Source organism: Nocardia alba NBRC 108234 (assembly GCF_001612665.1).
GTDB classification, from domain to species: domain Bacteria; phylum Actinomycetota; class Actinomycetes; order Mycobacteriales; family Mycobacteriaceae; genus Nocardia; species Nocardia alba.
Window position 1 is genome coordinate 231,998 of the sequence record NZ_BDAX01000009.1, and the last position, 14,654, is coordinate 246,651.

At 68.9% G+C, this 14,654-nt stretch carries 16 protein-coding genes; 4 read left to right on the forward strand and 12 right to left on the reverse strand.

Annotation, left to right across the window (positions count from 1 at the left end; all coding sequences use genetic code 11):
• Positions 1 to 18: 18 nt before the first annotated feature.
• Entirely contained in the window at positions 19 to 1,311 is a 1,293-nt protein-coding gene (locus tag NA12_RS11670; RefSeq protein ID WP_067449228.1) for an outer membrane protein assembly factor BamB family protein, read from the reverse strand.
• Between the two features lie 121 nt (positions 1,312 to 1,432).
• Here NA12_RS11670 and NA12_RS11675 point away from each other — a divergent pair, with 121 nt between their 5' ends.
• Positions 1,433 to 2,179, forward strand: coding sequence for an acyltransferase (locus NA12_RS11675; RefSeq protein ID WP_067449230.1), 747 nt, complete (start codon positions 1,433 to 1,435; stop codon positions 2,177 to 2,179).
• Between the two features lie 68 nt (positions 2,180 to 2,247).
• Positions 2,248 to 2,787: a DUF1697 domain-containing protein gene (locus NA12_RS11680; protein WP_084472693.1), complete on the forward strand. Its 540-nt coding sequence runs from the start codon at positions 2,248 to 2,250 to the stop codon at positions 2,785 to 2,787.
• An 8-nt stretch (positions 2,788 to 2,795) separates the two neighbouring features.
• Here the strand turns inward: NA12_RS11680 and NA12_RS11685 are convergent, their stop codons facing one another.
• From NA12_RS11685 to ctaD, 11 genes are all read right to left on the reverse strand, one after another.
• Positions 2,796 to 3,002 carry a helix-hairpin-helix domain-containing protein gene (locus NA12_RS11685; protein ID WP_067449232.1) on the reverse strand — a complete coding sequence of 69 codons (207 nt, stop codon included), beginning with the start codon at positions 3,000 to 3,002 and terminating at the stop codon, positions 2,796 to 2,798.
• A 53-nt stretch (positions 3,003 to 3,055) separates the two neighbouring features.
• Complete coding sequence (locus NA12_RS11690) at positions 3,056 to 4,354, reverse strand: THUMP-like domain-containing protein (RefSeq protein ID WP_067449234.1); 1,299 nt, start codon at positions 4,352 to 4,354, stop codon at positions 3,056 to 3,058.
• On the reverse strand, positions 4,355 to 5,332 hold the full coding sequence (locus tag NA12_RS11695) for a class I SAM-dependent methyltransferase (protein ID WP_067449236.1): 978 nt from the start codon (positions 5,330 to 5,332) through the stop codon (positions 4,355 to 4,357).
• Positions 5,333 to 5,545: 213 nt separating this feature from the next.
• On the reverse strand, positions 5,546 to 6,322 hold the full coding sequence (locus NA12_RS11700) for an enoyl-CoA hydratase-related protein (RefSeq protein WP_067449238.1): 777 nt from the start codon (positions 6,320 to 6,322) through the stop codon (positions 5,546 to 5,548).
• A 9-nt stretch (positions 6,323 to 6,331) separates the two neighbouring features.
• Positions 6,332 to 7,138, reverse strand: coding sequence for an NUDIX hydrolase (locus NA12_RS11705; RefSeq protein ID WP_067449240.1), 807 nt, complete (start codon positions 7,136 to 7,138; stop codon positions 6,332 to 6,334).
• A gap of 203 nt (positions 7,139 to 7,341) precedes the next feature.
• Positions 7,342 to 8,178, reverse strand: a complete 837-nt coding sequence (locus NA12_RS11710; RefSeq protein WP_067449242.1) for an ABC transporter ATP-binding protein — start codon at positions 8,176 to 8,178, stop codon at positions 7,342 to 7,344.
• An 18-nt stretch (positions 8,179 to 8,196) separates the two neighbouring features.
• A complete protein-coding gene (locus tag NA12_RS11715) occupies positions 8,197 to 8,355 on the reverse strand; it encodes a hypothetical protein (protein ID WP_157106388.1) in 159 nt (52 codons plus the stop codon).
• 140 nt (positions 8,356 to 8,495) lie between these two features.
• A complete protein-coding gene (locus NA12_RS11720; protein WP_067449246.1) occupies positions 8,496 to 9,278 on the reverse strand; it encodes a peptidyl-tRNA hydrolase in 783 nt (260 codons plus the stop codon).
• A 97-nt stretch (positions 9,279 to 9,375) separates the two neighbouring features.
• Complete coding sequence (locus NA12_RS11725) at positions 9,376 to 9,801, reverse strand: protease inhibitor I42 family protein (RefSeq protein ID WP_132369665.1); 426 nt, start codon at positions 9,799 to 9,801, stop codon at positions 9,376 to 9,378.
• Between the two features lie 73 nt (positions 9,802 to 9,874).
• Positions 9,875 to 11,104 carry a phosphoserine phosphatase SerB gene (gene serB / locus NA12_RS11730; protein WP_132369765.1) on the reverse strand — a complete coding sequence of 410 codons (1,230 nt, stop codon included), beginning with the start codon at positions 11,102 to 11,104 and terminating at the stop codon, positions 9,875 to 9,877.
• 81 nt (positions 11,105 to 11,185) lie between these two features.
• Positions 11,186 to 12,928 (reverse strand): aa3-type cytochrome oxidase subunit I, encoded by a 1,743-nt coding sequence (gene ctaD / locus NA12_RS11735; RefSeq protein WP_067449252.1) that lies wholly within the window; start codon positions 12,926 to 12,928, stop codon positions 11,186 to 11,188.
• A gap of 295 nt (positions 12,929 to 13,223) precedes the next feature.
• Between ctaD and NA12_RS11740 the strand changes: the two genes are divergently transcribed.
• Together NA12_RS11740 and NA12_RS11745 are read left to right on the forward strand one after the other, a co-directional pair.
• Positions 13,224 to 14,027 (forward strand): VOC family protein, encoded by an 804-nt coding sequence (locus NA12_RS11740; RefSeq protein WP_067449254.1) that lies wholly within the window; start codon positions 13,224 to 13,226, stop codon positions 14,025 to 14,027.
• 180 nt (positions 14,028 to 14,207) lie between these two features.
• Positions 14,208 to 14,612 (forward strand): AMP-binding protein, encoded by a 405-nt coding sequence (locus tag NA12_RS11745; RefSeq protein WP_067449257.1) that lies wholly within the window; start codon positions 14,208 to 14,210, stop codon positions 14,610 to 14,612.
• Positions 14,613 to 14,654 lie beyond the last annotated feature (42 nt).

Consider the following 14,654-nt stretch of genomic DNA (forward strand, 5'->3'; position numbering starts at 1 on the left):
GGCGCGCGGCCGCGTCTGTCAGGCGTCCGGCGTGAAGGCGAAGATCTCGCCGAGACGGGTGGCGACGACGACCTCACCCTTCGGGCCGATGGAGGTGCCCGTGGTGGTGCCGGTCGCGGCCGGAAGGGGGTCGGAGTCGATGGTTTTGCCGGTGGTGGTGTCGAAGGTGATGAGACTCAGGCCCGCGCCGATGGCGGCGACCGTGTAGCCGATGTCGCCGGCGGTGTGGGCCGGGGTGCCGCGCAGGGCGAGGTCCTTGCGCTCCCAGACGATCTCGGCCTTGTCGTCGTTGTCACGCAGGGCGGTCAGGTAGCCGTCGTCGCCGGCCGGGATGATCAGATCGCCCGCGACGGCGATGCCGCCGCGAGGTGCCCATGGCAGCGGCTGGGTCCACCGGGTGGCACCGTCGGCGGCGTTGAGGGCGATGAGGCGCTTGCTGTTGTCGCCGATGTAGACGGTGTCGCCGTCGGCGGACAGGGCGGGGCTGGTCGCGCTGCCGCCGGTGAGGACTTCGGCGCTCCACTCCTGGGTCACGGTCCCGTTCCCGTAGCGCAGGGCACGCAGCGCGGCGGCCTGCTTGCCCGGCTCCCAGACGGTGACGAAGAAACGGCCGGTCGACGGGTCGACGGCGGTGGTATTGGCGACCGCGCAGCGGGGCCCACCGGTGTGGCAGTCGTCGAGACCGTCGCCGGAGGCGGGGCGGGTGAGGCCGGGGTACTTCAGGAAATCGGGTTCGCCGAGCAACTGCGCGGTCGGCACCACCCGACCGCCGGTCTGGCGGCTCAGCACGTCGACCTGACCGGACTGCGTCACCGTGAGCACATTGCCGTCGCCGGTGAACTGGATCGCCACCGGGACACCCGCGACGGGGGTGCGCCACCGCGGCTGGCCGAGGTAGTTGAACGAGTTCACCGCGCCGTCGTCACCGACGTAGACATTGCTGACGCCGTCGAGCACGGTCGGCGCTTCGATCGTCGACGGTCCGAGCGGGTTGCAGAACCGTTTGCGGCCGGTGAGCATCTGGAAGGAGAAGATCGCGCAGTTGCCGGTGCTCGTGGTGACGAACATCTGGCCGTCTGCGCCGATCGTCAACGGCTGGGCGATCGGGCCACCCACCGGACGCGACCAGCTCAGCGACATCGACTTCGCTCCCGACACCGGGCTGCCGCTCGCATTACTGCCATCGTGATGCGTTGCGGGCCAACCCTTTCCGGCCCCGACCGTGATGTCGTCCACATCCGTACCGCACCCGGCCAGCGCCAACACACCGGCGGCAGCGAGCGAGGCAACCACACGAGTCCGAGTTCGCACCTGCTGATCTCCCTGGGTAATCGGGGTATGGCACGGTAAGTGTGCCCTGCGAAAGTACTCTGTGTAGCCGACGACCGAATCCTCGGGGCAGGCCCGATGGATCATGACGGGAGAGTAGTTCGTGACGAGCATGTGGGGCGCACCGCTGAGCGCGCGCTGGCGTGGATCACGCCGCCGCGATCCGCAGCAGGCCCGATTTCTGACCAGGGATTCACTGCGCTGGGTGCTCGCCAACCGCGCCTACACCCCCTGGTACCTGGTGCGTTACTACCGGCTCGCCAAGTTCCGCCTGGCCAACCCGCATATCGTGCTGCGCGGCATGGTGTTCCTCGGCCGCAATGTGGAGATCCACGCGACACCGCAACTCGCGCGCATGGAGATCGGCCGCTGGGTGCACATCGGCGACGGCAACGCGCTGCGTTGCCACGAGGGCTCGCTGCGCATCGGCGACAAGGTGGTGTTCGGCAAGGACAACGTCGTCAACACCTACCTCGACATCGAGATCGGTGAGTCGACCCTGGTCGCCGACTGGTGCTACATCTGCGACTTCGACCATCGCATGGACGACATCACCATGCCCATCAAGGACCAGGGCATCGTGAAGAGCCCGGTGCGCATCGGCCCCGACACGTGGATCGCGGCGAAGGTGACCGTCCTGCGCGACACCCGAGTCGGTCGCGGGTGCGTGCTAGGCGCGCACGCGGTGGTCCGTGGGGACATCCCCGACTACAGCATCGCGGTCGGCGCTCCCGTCAAGGTCGTGAAGAACCGCAAAGTCGCCTGGGACGCTAGCGCCGAGGAACGCGAGGCCTATATGGCGGCGCTGGCCGACATCGAGCGGAAGAAGAACGCCGCCGCACAGTCCTGATCTTCCGTGATGGGACACGGCCGTGGGATGCGAGGTTTCTGTCGGTGCGGGTCGGTACGGTCAGCGGCGTGGAGAGCTATGCAGCGCTGCTGCGGGGGATCATGCCGACCAACCCGAACATGCGCAACGAGAAATTGCGCGCGGTGTTCGAGGGGCTCGGCTTCGAGAAGGTCGCCTCGGTACTCACGAGCGGCAATGTCGTCTTCCGCACCGCTGACGACCCCACCGACCTCGAGGAACGCATCCAGCGGGCGCTCAACGCCGAGCTCGGCATCCCCGGCGGCACCATCATCCGCAGCCATCCCGAACTGCGCGCGCTCCTCGACAGTGACCCGTTCGAGGGCCTACCCCACGAACGCGGCTCCTACCTCACCGTCACCTTCTTCAAGGCGACGATGCGCGACGCCGACACCACCGCCTTCGACGACGACCCCCTCACCCGCGTCATCGGCTACGACCGCGATGCTCGTGCCTTCCTCACCGTCATCGACAACAGCACCGGCAAAACCCCCGACTTCATGGCCCGCCTGGAGAAGACCTACGGCAAGGACATCACCACCCGCACCTGGCTCACGGTGCAGCGCGTGGTGAAGAAGATGCAAGCCTGACCGGCGCCTCAGTCGGCGAAGGCGAGCCCACGGGCCGCCAGTTCCACACCGAGGATGCGGATGGACTTCGGTCCGACGCCGTGGATGGCCAGTAGTTGCTTCGTGCTGACCTCGGTGAGCTGCGCGTAGCGGGTATAGCCGTGCGCGGCCAGTTCGCGAGTCGCTACCTTGCCGATCCCGCGGGGGAACTCGGTCTCAGCCGCCGTATCCGTCATCGTGGGCACCCTTTCGTCCGGCAACACCAGACTAGGCGCGGACACCGACACGGTCAGCGGGCCGGCGCGACCGCTCGGCAGAGGAAGACCACACCGGCGCGGCCGATGCGGGTGATCACCAGGGTGTACGGCGTCGAGCCCCGCTGCTTGAGCTTCTTGCGCAGGGCATCGGGATCGACGTCGACGCCCCGGATGAGGATTTCCAGGGAACCGCAGTCGCGGCGCGCCAGCTCCTGACGGAGGGTCTTCTCGCGGAGTTCGAAACGATCCTCGACGCGGAAGCCACGCATGCCAGGGGGGACCGAGTCCCCGGTGAGGTAGGCGATCTGTGGGTCCAGTTGCCAGAGCCCGTGTTTCGCGGCGTAGTGGCGGACCAACCCCGCGCGCACGACGGCGCCGTCGGGGTCGACGATCCAGTCGCCGGGAGCGCGATCGGGGATGTCGTCGGGGGCGGCGTCGGTGAGCGTGGTCGCGCCACCATGGGAGTTCAGGACGGTCGCGCGGCGGGTGACGCCGGGGTCGGTGAGACCGGGCGACCAGAGGCACGCTTCGCGGACTGCGCCGCCGAGGGAGACGATCTCCACCTCGCCGTCCCAACCGAGGCGGTCGAAATCCAGACCGGGAGCGGACTTCACCGCGATATCGCGACCCGCGTAGGCGGCGAGCAGATCCGGAAGTGGGGGTTGCAGTTTCGCGGGATCGTAGGTGCGGCGACCGTCGGCCCGACGCGCCGGATCGGCGATGATCACGGTGTCGCGCGTGGTCGGGACGAGAGCGTCGGCTCTGGCCAGAACGATGTTTCGTCGGCCCCGCCGGATGTCGTCGGTCGTTTCGCGATTCGCCCGCGCGCCGGGAAGCTGCTGGGCGGTCACATACGCACCGTGCTCACTCGCCTGGGCGGGCTCGCGGCCGGTGGCCTCGAGAGGCGCCGTGGCGAGGTTGTGCGCGGCCATCGCCAAGCGCACGTCGTCGAGATCGCTGCCGATCACCGCGGGGCACACCGCGGCGAGTTCGGACAGTTCCGCGCCGATCGAACAGGTGACGTCGTGCACCGGCCGTCCGGCCAACCTCGCGGCCCGATGCCGGGCGACCAGCGCGGGCGTCGCCTGCTGCAACGCGTCGTCGGTGAACAGCCACTCCCCTGCCGCGGGCAGTTTCACCGCGGCCTTGCGACGCAGCCGCACCGTCTCGATCAGCGCGGCGCCATGTTCGCCGTGCGAGCGACGCACCTGCTCGATATCGCGCAGGTGCGTCGCGGTGGTCAGCTCCAGCCGGTCGACCTCGGCGAGCGCGGCACGGCCTGCCGCGCTGCCGAGATAGGCGACATCGTCGCGGCCGAAGCGATAGCCCACCTACTTCTGCGCCGTGCCCGGCTTCACACCGGTGATCATCGCGTTGTAGAAGAACTGGCGCGGCACGACCTTGCGCAGCACCTTCTCGTCCAGCCAGCTCAGACCCAGCCACGCGCGGTACTGCGCCATGCGGTACGGCATGGTCAGCTTCTCGTCGGGGACGGCGGCCTCGAACGTGCGCACCGGCCAGCCCCACAGGGCGGCGGCGAGTTCCTCGGTGGTGGCCTTCACGTCGACGGCACCGGCCGACTTCGCCATCTTCTCGAGATCGCTCGGGTCGAAGGTGTGCAAGTCGACGACGGCCTCGAGCGCCGCGGCGCGCGAGGACTCGTCCAGTTCGGTCTGCGGACGACGCCAACCGGACAGGAACGGCAGCTTGGTGATCTCGGTGGTCACCTTCCAGGTGGCCTGGCCGAGGCGACGGGCGTAGATATTGCCGATGGTGGTGGGCTCACCGGCGAACACGAAACGTCCGCCCGGCTTGAGCACGCGCAGGCACTCCTTGAGCGCCAGCTCCACGTCGGGGATGTGGTGCAGCACGGCGTGGCCGCAGACCAGATCGAAGGTGTCGTCGTCGTACGGGATGGTCTCGGCGTCGGCGACGCGACCATCCACATCGAGGCCGAGGTGCTCGGCGTTGCGCAGCGCGACCTTCACCATGCCGGGCGAGAGGTCGGTGACCGAACCGGACTTGGCGACGCCACCCTGCATCAGGTTGAGCAGGAAGAATCCCGTGCCACAGCCCAGCTCGAGCGCACGCTCGTAGGGCAGCGGAGCGGGACCGACAGCGAGATCGAACCGGCCGCGCGCATACGCGATACAGCGTTCGTCATAGGAGATCGACCACTTGTCGTCGTAGGTCTCCGCTTCCCAGTCGTGGTACAGGACCTGGGCGAGTTTGGTGTCTTTGCGCGCTGCTTCGACCTGGGCCGCGGTCGCGTGGGGGTTCGGCGCCGGGTCGTCGGGATGGACCGTCATAGAGGTCAGCCTAATATGTGTGCCTCGGCACGCCGCTGCGGGGACGAGGCACAGCCCTTTCGGTCACCCGGACCGACTCGCCGAACGCCCGCGGAACGAGAACTAACTTCGAACCCGCCGGTATCGCGACACCGTGGGTAACTCGCCCGCCACCGCGCATCGGTGCGGCACGAACCCGCCTACCGGGCCGGGGGCCGGGTAGGCGGGGTCGGGCTAGCGACCGGTGAAGGTGGCGGCGTCGGGCCCCTCCGCCGCGAAGGCGCGGGTGCCCGTGCGGACGTCCTCGGTGTCGAACAGGGCCGACCATTCGGTGACGGCGGTGGCATGCCCGTGCGGTCCGGATTCGAAGACGGCCTTGGCGGCGGCGAGCGCGCGGGGCGCGGCGGTGACGAACTGAGCGGCCCACGCGCGAGCCGCGGCGAGGACATTGTCGGGCGCGACGACCTCGTCGACCAGACCGAGTTTCGCGGCCTCCTCGGCGTCGACGAAACGACCGGTGTACACGAGATCCTTGGCTCGGCTCGCGCCGATGAGCAGCGAGAGCCGCCGGATGCCGGACAGCGGAATGAGACCCGCTTTGATCTGCGGCAGACCGAGTTTCACGTTGTCGCCGACGATCCGGTGATCGGCGCCGAGCGCGAGTTCGAGGCCGGCCCCGAGGCAGTAGCCGGTGATCGCGGCGACGGTGGGCTGCGGAACCCGCGTGAGGCAGCCGAGCGCGGCCTGGAGATCGGCGGCCATGGCGGCGGCCTGATCGGCGTCGAGTTCGGCCAGCTCCGCCATCTCGTCGCCGGCGCTGAACACCCGCGCGTCGCCGTAGACGATCAGGGCGGCGACCCCGGGGTGCTCGGCCACGGTGGCCGCCGCGGCTGCCACCTCACGGGCCAACTGGGCACCGACGAGGTTCAGCGGCGGACGATCGATGCGCAACAGCGCGACGCCACGGGTGGTCGGCTCGGCGGGCAGCTCGAGGGTCACGAATTCGGCCATGGGAGCAACCTACCGGCCGCCGAGGGCACCCAACCGAGGCAGCTCGTCGAAATACCGTTCGTTGTCGGGGAAGTCCGACAGCGGACGGCCGCCCGGACCCGGCGAGTACTTCGGCATGATCGGCTCGACCACCCGGTCGACGGCCAGCACGGCGGCGGTGTCGGCGAACCCACACAGCGCATCGAGCTGCGACCACGTCGGTGGCATCAGCACGTGTTCGCCCGCCCGCCAGCTCGCCAGCGCGGCCCGCGGTGTCTGCCAGGCCACCTGGGCGGCCTCGGAGGTGGCACCGTCGGCGATCTGGCCCGAAGGGAGCACCGCGACGAAGAAGCGGGTGTCGTAGCGGCGGGGTTCGGCCGCCGGGGTGATCCAGTTCGACCACGGGCGCAGCAGGTCGGCCCGCAACACCAGACCCTCGGCCGTGAGGAATTCGGCGAGCGATAATTCGCGGCGCTCCAGCTTGCCGCGCGCATCCCGATAGCGCGCCGAGTCGTCGACGACGGAATCCGCGGTCGGCCCCGCCAGCAGCACACCGCATTCCTCGAACGTTTCCCGCACGGCGGCGGCGACGAGCGCCTGCGCGGTCTTCTCGTCGGTGGCGAAACGCTCGGCCCACCAGTCAGGTTCGGGACCCGACCAGGCGATATCGGCAGTCCCGTCGGCGGCGTCGACGCCACCGCCGGGGAACACCGTCACCCCGGCCGCGAACGCCATCCCCTTGACCCGGCGCTGCAGGAACACCTCGATACCCGAATCGCCGTCACGTACCAGCATCACGGTCGACGCGTCCCGCACCGAAGCCCCGGACTCACTCATATCGTTCCTCTCCACCACCGAACCGAGCGCTCGGCAACCGCCGATCTACCGACCGGACCGGCTGCCTCTCGCGAGCACAGCCCTCTCAGCACCCTAACGCCCGCTTGGTCCCCCGCCCGACGGGCTTCCCGCCGACCGGACACCCGCCGGGTCAGCTCGGCTATCGAGGGACCGCGCCCGGGTCAGTTCGACGAGGCGAGGGCTCAGTTACGGCGCCGATGCCCGCCCGAACGACGAGCCCGCCGCGCGAACCACCGCCCATCGACCCGATCGAGGGCGATCGACTGGCTGAAGGCGTTGCTCAGATTCTTGGCGGTGAGCACATCGCCGAGCAGACCCTGGCCGACCACCTCACCCTCCTTCAGCAGCAGCGCGTGGGTGAAGCCGGGCGGGATCTCCTCGACGTGGTGGGTCACCAGCACCATCGCGGGCGCGTCGGGGTCGGCGGCGAGATCGCCGAGACGCTCGACGAGTTCCTCGCGCCCGCCCAGGTCGAGGCCGGCGGCCGGTTCGTCGAGCAGCAGCAGTTCCGGGTCGGTCATCAGGGCACGCGCGATCAGCACCCGCTTGCGCTCGCCTTCGGACAGGGTGCCGTAGGTGCGCTCGGAAAGGTGTTCGGCGCCGAGGGTTTCCAGCATGTCGACGGCGCGTTCGGTGTCGATGTCCTCGTAGCGTTCACGCCAGCGGCCGAGCACCGCGTACCCGGCCGAGACCACCAGGTCGCTGACCTTCTCGTCCACCGGGATGCGGCTGGCCACCGCCGCCGAGGACATTCCGATCCGTGGCCGCAATTCGTTGACATCGACGCGGCCGAGCGTCTCCCCCAACAGGTTCGCGGACCCGGAGGTCGGATGTAGTTCGGCGGCGGCCATTCTCAGGAGCGAGGTCTTGCCCGCGCCGTTCGGGCCGAGCACCACCCAGCGTTCGTCGAGCTCTACTTGCCAGGAGACCGGGCCGACCAGGGTTCGGCCCGAGCGACGGATGGTCACGTCGGAGAAGTCGATGAGCAAATCGGGATCGGGTTGCGACACGCGCTCCATCTTGGCCCACGGGGGCTCTCAGCGCAGCGACCGGCCCGTGCGAGATTCGTCGGTCCTGGTCGGCGACGGGTTATCCGTGCCGCGAACCTCGCCGCGCAACATCCGCGCGGCCACGAAAGACACCGGCACCGACAGCGCGACCCACACGATCAGGATCACCACAATCGTCGTCATCATCGCGGAACCTCCCTGTACCTCGACGTGCACGGCTGTCGGTTACGTATACCCGCGAGACACCGCCGCCACACCGAGTCATCGCGGCGAGTCGCGAAATTCGCAACCACACTGTCGGATTCGCGTCGCGCGTGTCGCAATGATCACGGGCGTGGCGGCACCGCGATCACCGTCATCGAACCGGGCGCCACCTCGGTGAAACCGGCGTCACGCACGGCCACCGCGCGACCCGCCGTCACCTCGGCCACCAATGCCGCCCACTGCTGTTCGTCGGCGTCGCGCACCGCGCACCGGAACTCGCGGCCTGCCCACGCCGCCGCCTCGTGCACCGGCAACGCACCCGCCAGCAACATACTCGCGTGCCCGACCTGCGCCGCCGCCTTGCCCACCGACATCGCCAACGCGGCGTTCACCCACAGCACCGGCAGGCTCGGATCCGCCGGGCCCGGCTCGTCGTGGTCGAGATCGGTACCGCCGATCTGGAGTTTGCGGATGCGCTGATCGATCTCCCCGACCGGGCCGGGGACGAACGCACGGGCCTGCGCGCCGTCGACCTCGACACTCACCCCGTCGACGGCCGCCGCGGCCGCCCACTGCGCACCGCGCGCCCGCCGAGCGACCTTCCGGATCCGCGACCGCTTCCAGGCGAGGTAGCGCGGCTCCCACTCCCCGCCGGGCCCCGAACGCGGATCCAGGCACACCGCGACCGCCGCGGCGGCGGCCGCTGCCAGCAACGAGCTGCGGGCGGGCGGGTCGGCTTTGGGGATGTGCAACACCATCTGCATCGCCTGCACCATGGCCGGGTCGTCGGGATCACCGCCGCCGCCGTAGCCCTGTGCCAATTCCGCGTGCCGAGCGCCGAATTCGGCCGCCTCGTCGCGAACCGGCGCCTGCGCCTGCTCCTCGGTCTCCAACCCACTGCCCATCCCACGACACCCATTCGATCGACACCAGTCCGCCCGCCAGCCTAATCGCGCGGTCCGACAGTCCTCGGCGAGTTCGCGGGCTCCGGTCGAACCCGGCTCAGATCACCCGGACATCCACCATGAAGGTCGGCTCGGGACCGATCGACGGTTCGTTGGCGGGCCCGTACGTGAACGCCAGCGTGGTCACACCCCGCTGGATCGCCCGGAACGGCCACACGGTGGCGTTGCCCTCGCTGGTCGGCCCACCGTCGGTGATCAGGATGCCTCGCTCGGCGTTGACCAGGCCCCACTCCCCGGTCGACGCGGGATCGCGCGGCAGGCGCACCAGCAGGCGCTGACCCACCGTCGGCACGACCGTGCTGCCGTTGGCGGACAGCTCGATGATCAACGGAGCGACCGCGGACCGCGCGATGGCGGTGGGCTGGAGAACCACGTCATAGGTGTCGGTCTTGTCGCCGCCGCAACCGGCGATCGATCCGCCGAGACCCGCCAGGGCGACCAGCACGAGAACTGACCTGCGCACAACAACCTCCCGGTGACGAGCGGTGACGACGTGCCTGTGCCGTCACTCTACGTCGGCGAGGTCGCGATTCGCGCTACCGGCCGAGCAGGGGAACCCGTCGTACGCCACCGTCACGCGCGTCGGCCGCTTCCACCTCGTCGCGGGTGACGCCGAGGATGAACAGCACCGCGTCCAGATAAGGGTGCGACAGCGCCGTGTCGGCCACCTCCCGCAGGGCGGGTTTGGCATTGAACGCCACGCCGAGCCCGGCCGCGTTCAGCATGTCGATGTCGTTGGCGCCGTCGCCGACCGCGACGGTCTGCTCCATCGGCACCCCCGCCTCGGCGGCGAACTTGCGCAGCGCGGTCGCCTTGAACGCCCGGTCGACGATCTCGCCGACCACCCGCCCGGTGAGCTTGCCGTCGACGATCTCGAGGGTGTTGGCCTGTACGAAATCGAGTTCCAGCTCGTGGGCGAGCGGCTCGATCACCTGCCGGAATCCACCGGAGACCACACCGCAGCGGAAGCCGAGCCTGCGCAGCGTGCGGATGGTGGTGCGCGCGCCGGGGGTGAGCTCGATCCGGTCGGCGACCTCCTCGATCACCGACTCGTCGAGCCCAGCGAGGGTGGCCACGCGCTGGCGCAGCGATTCGGCGAAGTCGAGTTCACCGCGCATCGCGGCCTCGGTGACCTCGCGGACCTGGTCCTCGACGCCCGCGTGCGCGGCCAGCATCTCGATCACCTCGCCGGTGATCAGGGTGGAGTCGACGTCGAACACGATCAGGCGCTTGGCGCGGCGCGCCAGCCCGGCCCGTTCCACCGCGATGTCGACCTGTTCGGCGACAGCCACCTCGGCCAGCGCGGTGCGCAGCCGCGCGTCGCCCTCGGCGCTGGTATCGGTCGCGGTGACCAGCAGTTCCATGCCGGTCACCGGGTAGTCGGCGATACCGCGGATGGAGTCGATGTTGGCGCCGCCGGTGGCGAGTTCGCGCGAGATCGCGCTGAACGCCCGCGCGGTCACCGGAGCGCCGAGCACCACCACGGCGTGGGTGGACATCGGCGGCTTGCCGATCTGCGCGTCGACCGACACGTCGACCTGCATGCCGACGGTGTTCATCGCCTCTTCGAGGTCGTCCTGCAACGCCTCGGGGTCGTTGGGGCACGACACCAGCACGCCCAGGGTGAGCCTGCCCCTGATGACGACCTGCTCCACGTCCAACAGGCTCACCCGGTGCCGGGACAGCGCCGCCAGCAGCACCGAGGTGACGCCGGGTCGGTCGGGGCCGGTGACGGTCACGAGAACTGTGGTGTCGGCCAAGTCGATCTGCTCCGTTCGATTACCCACAAAAAGAGTGTGCACCCGCTGGTCACCCAGCCGGTGCACACCCTGTTGTTCGGTGGTGTCCTACTTCTTCGCGAGCGCGTCTTCGGACACGTGCGTGCTGTGCTTACCCGAGCCCCAGCCCACGTGCGCCTCGGCCTTCATCCGGTCGACCATGTGCGGGTAGTGCAGCTCGAACGCCGGACGCTCGGACCGGATTCGCGGCAGCTCGTAGAAGTTGTGCCGCGGCGGCGGGCAGGTGGTGGCCCACTCGAGGGAGTTGCCGTAGCCCCACGGGTCGTCGACCGTGACGACCTCGCCGTAGCGGTAGCTCTTGAAGACGTTCCAGATGAACGGCAGCATCGACGAGCCCAGGATGAAAGCGCCGATCGTGGAGATCGTGTTCAGCGTGGTGAAACCGTCGGACGGCAGGTAGTCGGCGTAGCGACGCGGCATGCCCTCGGCGCCGAGCCAGTGCTGGACGAGGAAGGTGGTGTGGAAGCCGACGAAAGTGGTCCAGAAGTGCCACTTGCCCAGACGCTCGTCCATCATGCGACCGGTGATCTTCGGGAACCAGAAGTAGATACCCGCGAAGGTCGCGAACACGATGGTGCCGAAGAGCACGTAGTGGAAGTGCGCCACCACGAAGTACGAGTCGGTGACGTGGAAGTCCAGCGGCGGCGAGGCCAGGATGACGCCCGACAGACCACCGAAGAGGAAGGTCACCAGGAAGCCGATCGACCACAGCATCGGTGTCTCGAACGTCAACTGACCGCGCCACATGGTGCCGATCCAGTTGAAGAACTTCACACCGGTCGGGACCGCGATAAGGAAGGTCATGAAGGAGAAGTACGGCAGCAGCACGGCGCCGGTGGCGTACATGTGGTGCGCCCACACCGCGATCGACAGCGCCGCGATACCCAGCGTCGCGTAGACCAGCGTGGTGTAACCGAAGATCGGCTTACGGCTGAACACCGGGAAGATCTCGGACACGATGCCGAAGAACGGCAGCGCGATGATGTAGACCTCGGGGTGGCCGAAGAACCAGAACAGGTGCTGGTAGAGCAGGATGCCGCCGGTGGCCGGATCGTAGATGTGGCCGCCCAGGTGGCGGTCGTAGGCCAGACCGAACAGCGCCGCGGTGAGCAGCGGGAACGCGAGCAGCACCAGGACCGAGGTGACCGCGATGTTCCAGGTGAAGATCGGCATGCGGAACATGGTCATACCGGGTGCGCGCAGGCAGACGACGGTGGTGAGCATGTTGACGCCACCGAGGATGGTGCCGAGGCCCGACACGGCCAGACCCAGGATCCACAGGTCGGTGCCGACGCCGGGCGAGTGCAGGATGTCGGTGAGCGGCACGTAGGCCGTCCAGCCGAAGTCCGCCGCGCCGCCGGGGGTCACGAAGCCCGCGGTCGCCATGCTGCCGCCGAACAGGTACAGCCAGTAGCTGAACGCGTTCAGTCGCGGGAAGGCGACGTCGGGGGCGCCGATCTGCAGCGGCAGGACGATGTTGGCGAAACCGAACACGATCGCTGTCGCGTAGAACAGCAGCATGATGGTGCCGTGCATGGTGAACAGCTGGTTGAACTGCTCCGGCGAGAGGAACTGCAGACCCGGACGGGCCAGCTCACCACGCATGAGCAGGGCCATGAGGCCGCCGATCAGGAAGAAGCTGATCGCCGTCACCAGGTACATGGTGCCGAGCACCTTGGGGTCGGTGGTGGTGACCGCCTTGTAGAGGAACGAGCCCTTCGGACCGGTCCGGGCCGGATACGGTCGAGTCGCTTCCAACTGAGGGACTGGCCTGGGCTCTACCGCAGTCACTGATCCTCCTGAAGATGCCTGTACGTCACTCGCAGCGCCCGCCGCACCTTCGCAGAGGGCAGCAGACATGCGTTGGAGTGAATCGTAAACCGTGCTGCCGCAGCATTCCGCGCGGGTCCTACTCTGTGTCGTATTCGGCGCGCCGTAGTTCGCGATCCCGATCTTCCTCCGCAGGTCGCGTGGGTGCAACGGTTGTCGGCGATGACTTTTCGGCGGTCGGCGCGTCATGATCGATGCCGACGCGCGAACATGCCGGCGTCGGACATCGTGCTATCCCTTCACCCGAGGAGAAGTCATGTCGTTGCACCCGTTGCCCGGTGATCCCACCTGGGTCGATCTCTACACCACCGATCTGGACCGCGCGATCGCCTTCTACGGCGAACTGTTCGGCTGGACCGCCGATCGCGGCGGTGAGGAGTTCGGCGGCTACACCACCTTGCGCAAGGACGGTCGGGCGGTGGCGGGCGCGATGGGCCGCCACGACGACCCCGGCGACCCGTATCCCGATCGCTGGACGGTGTACCTGAACTCCCCCGACGCGGCGGCGACCACGGCGAAGGCGAGCGCGGCGGGCGGCACTGTGATCGTCGAACCGATGGCGGTCGGCGATCTCGGCGCGATGGCGGTGCTCGCCGATGTCGGCGGCATCGGCGTCGGCGTGCGGCAGGCCGACACCTTCGCGGGCTTCGAGGCGGTCGGCCTCGTCGCCGACGGGACCTGGACCGATCACGTCGGCGTACCGTCCTGGTTCGAGCTGACGACCCGCGTCTACGACGCGTCCCTGACCTTCTACCGCGACGTCTTCGACTGGCGCGACACCCTGACGATCGCCGACACCGCGGACTTCCGCTACACCACCCTCCATGCCGTCCCGCCCATGGGCGGCGGCGTCCTCGACGCGAGCGGCCATCTCGCCGAGGGCGTACCGGGGTCGTGGACGGTGTATTTCGGCGCGGACGACGTCGACAAGTCCGCCGAACAGGCCGTGGCCCTCGGCGGGACCATCGCCTTCGACCCGATGAACACCCCCTACGGCCGCCTCGCCGGCCTGATCGACCCCACCGGCGCGCATTTCAGCATCGGCGGCAACGTCCGCTGAGGCGAACCCCGGCGGCGGGCACACGAGACCGCCGCCGCCGGGGTTCGACCACCAAGGGGTGGTAAACGCGCCCCCTTGGAGTCGGCGCATCAACGCTGGGGTTGCTGTCGGTTCCCCCTCCCGAAGACGAGATTAGAGGTGTACCCACAAACACCCGCCAAGCCTTTCGAGGGGAACACGATGAGCACCCTGGTCACCGCACCCGCCGCCAACGTCATCCCGATGCGCGCCCGTTCCGGCGCACCGGTCGCCGCCGGTCAGCTCGCCGACGCCGACCTGGACCGTTGGGCGAACCGGCTGGCCCGGCTGCTGCTCGCCCGTGGCGCCGACGCGGGTGACCGGATCGCCCTCGCGGTGGATCCCCGGATCGAGTCGGTTGTCGCCGAGGCCGCGGTGCGCAAGATCGGCGCCGTCCCGGTGTCGCCGCTCGAGGGCGCCGGATTCGGGATCACGACCAGGGTCGGCCGGGACGAACTCGCCGACGGTGCCGACTGGCTGGTGCTCGACGACCGCTCGACCCTGCGGCGGTATCTGGTGACCTCCGACGCGCCGCTGGCGGCCACGGAACTGCGCGCAGTCTCCTGAACCCATTCCGATGAGCTCGATACAGGTCCAGAATGAACATAG

Excerpts from the sequence above, each read along its gene's own strand:
- NA12_RS11710 (WP_067449242.1), bottom strand. The coding sequence starts at position 8,178 with ATGGAGCGCGTGTCGCAACCCGATCCCGATTTGCTCATCGACTTCTCC.
- NA12_RS11720 (WP_067449246.1), bottom strand. The coding sequence starts at position 9,278 with ATGGGCAGTGGGTTGGAGACCGAGGAGCAGGCGCAGGCGCCGGTTCGC.
- NA12_RS11705 (WP_067449240.1), bottom strand. The coding sequence starts at position 7,138 with ATGAGTGAGTCCGGGGCTTCGGTGCGGGACGCGTCGACCGTGATGCTG.
- NA12_RS11715 (WP_157106388.1), bottom strand. The coding sequence starts at position 8,355 with ATGATGACGACGATTGTGGTGATCCTGATCGTGTGGGTCGCGCTGTCG.
- NA12_RS11745 (WP_067449257.1), top strand. The coding sequence starts at position 14,208 with ATGAGCACCCTGGTCACCGCACCCGCCGCCAACGTCATCCCGATGCGC.
- NA12_RS11740 (WP_067449254.1), top strand. The coding sequence starts at position 13,224 with ATGTCGTTGCACCCGTTGCCCGGTGATCCCACCTGGGTCGATCTCTAC.
- NA12_RS11700 (WP_067449238.1), bottom strand. The coding sequence starts at position 6,322 with ATGGCCGAATTCGTGACCCTCGAGCTGCCCGCCGAGCCGACCACCCGT.
- NA12_RS11695 (WP_067449236.1), bottom strand. The coding sequence starts at position 5,332 with ATGACGGTCCATCCCGACGACCCGGCGCCGAACCCCCACGCGACCGCG.
- NA12_RS11685 (WP_067449232.1), bottom strand. The coding sequence starts at position 3,002 with ATGACGGATACGGCGGCTGAGACCGAGTTCCCCCGCGGGATCGGCAAG.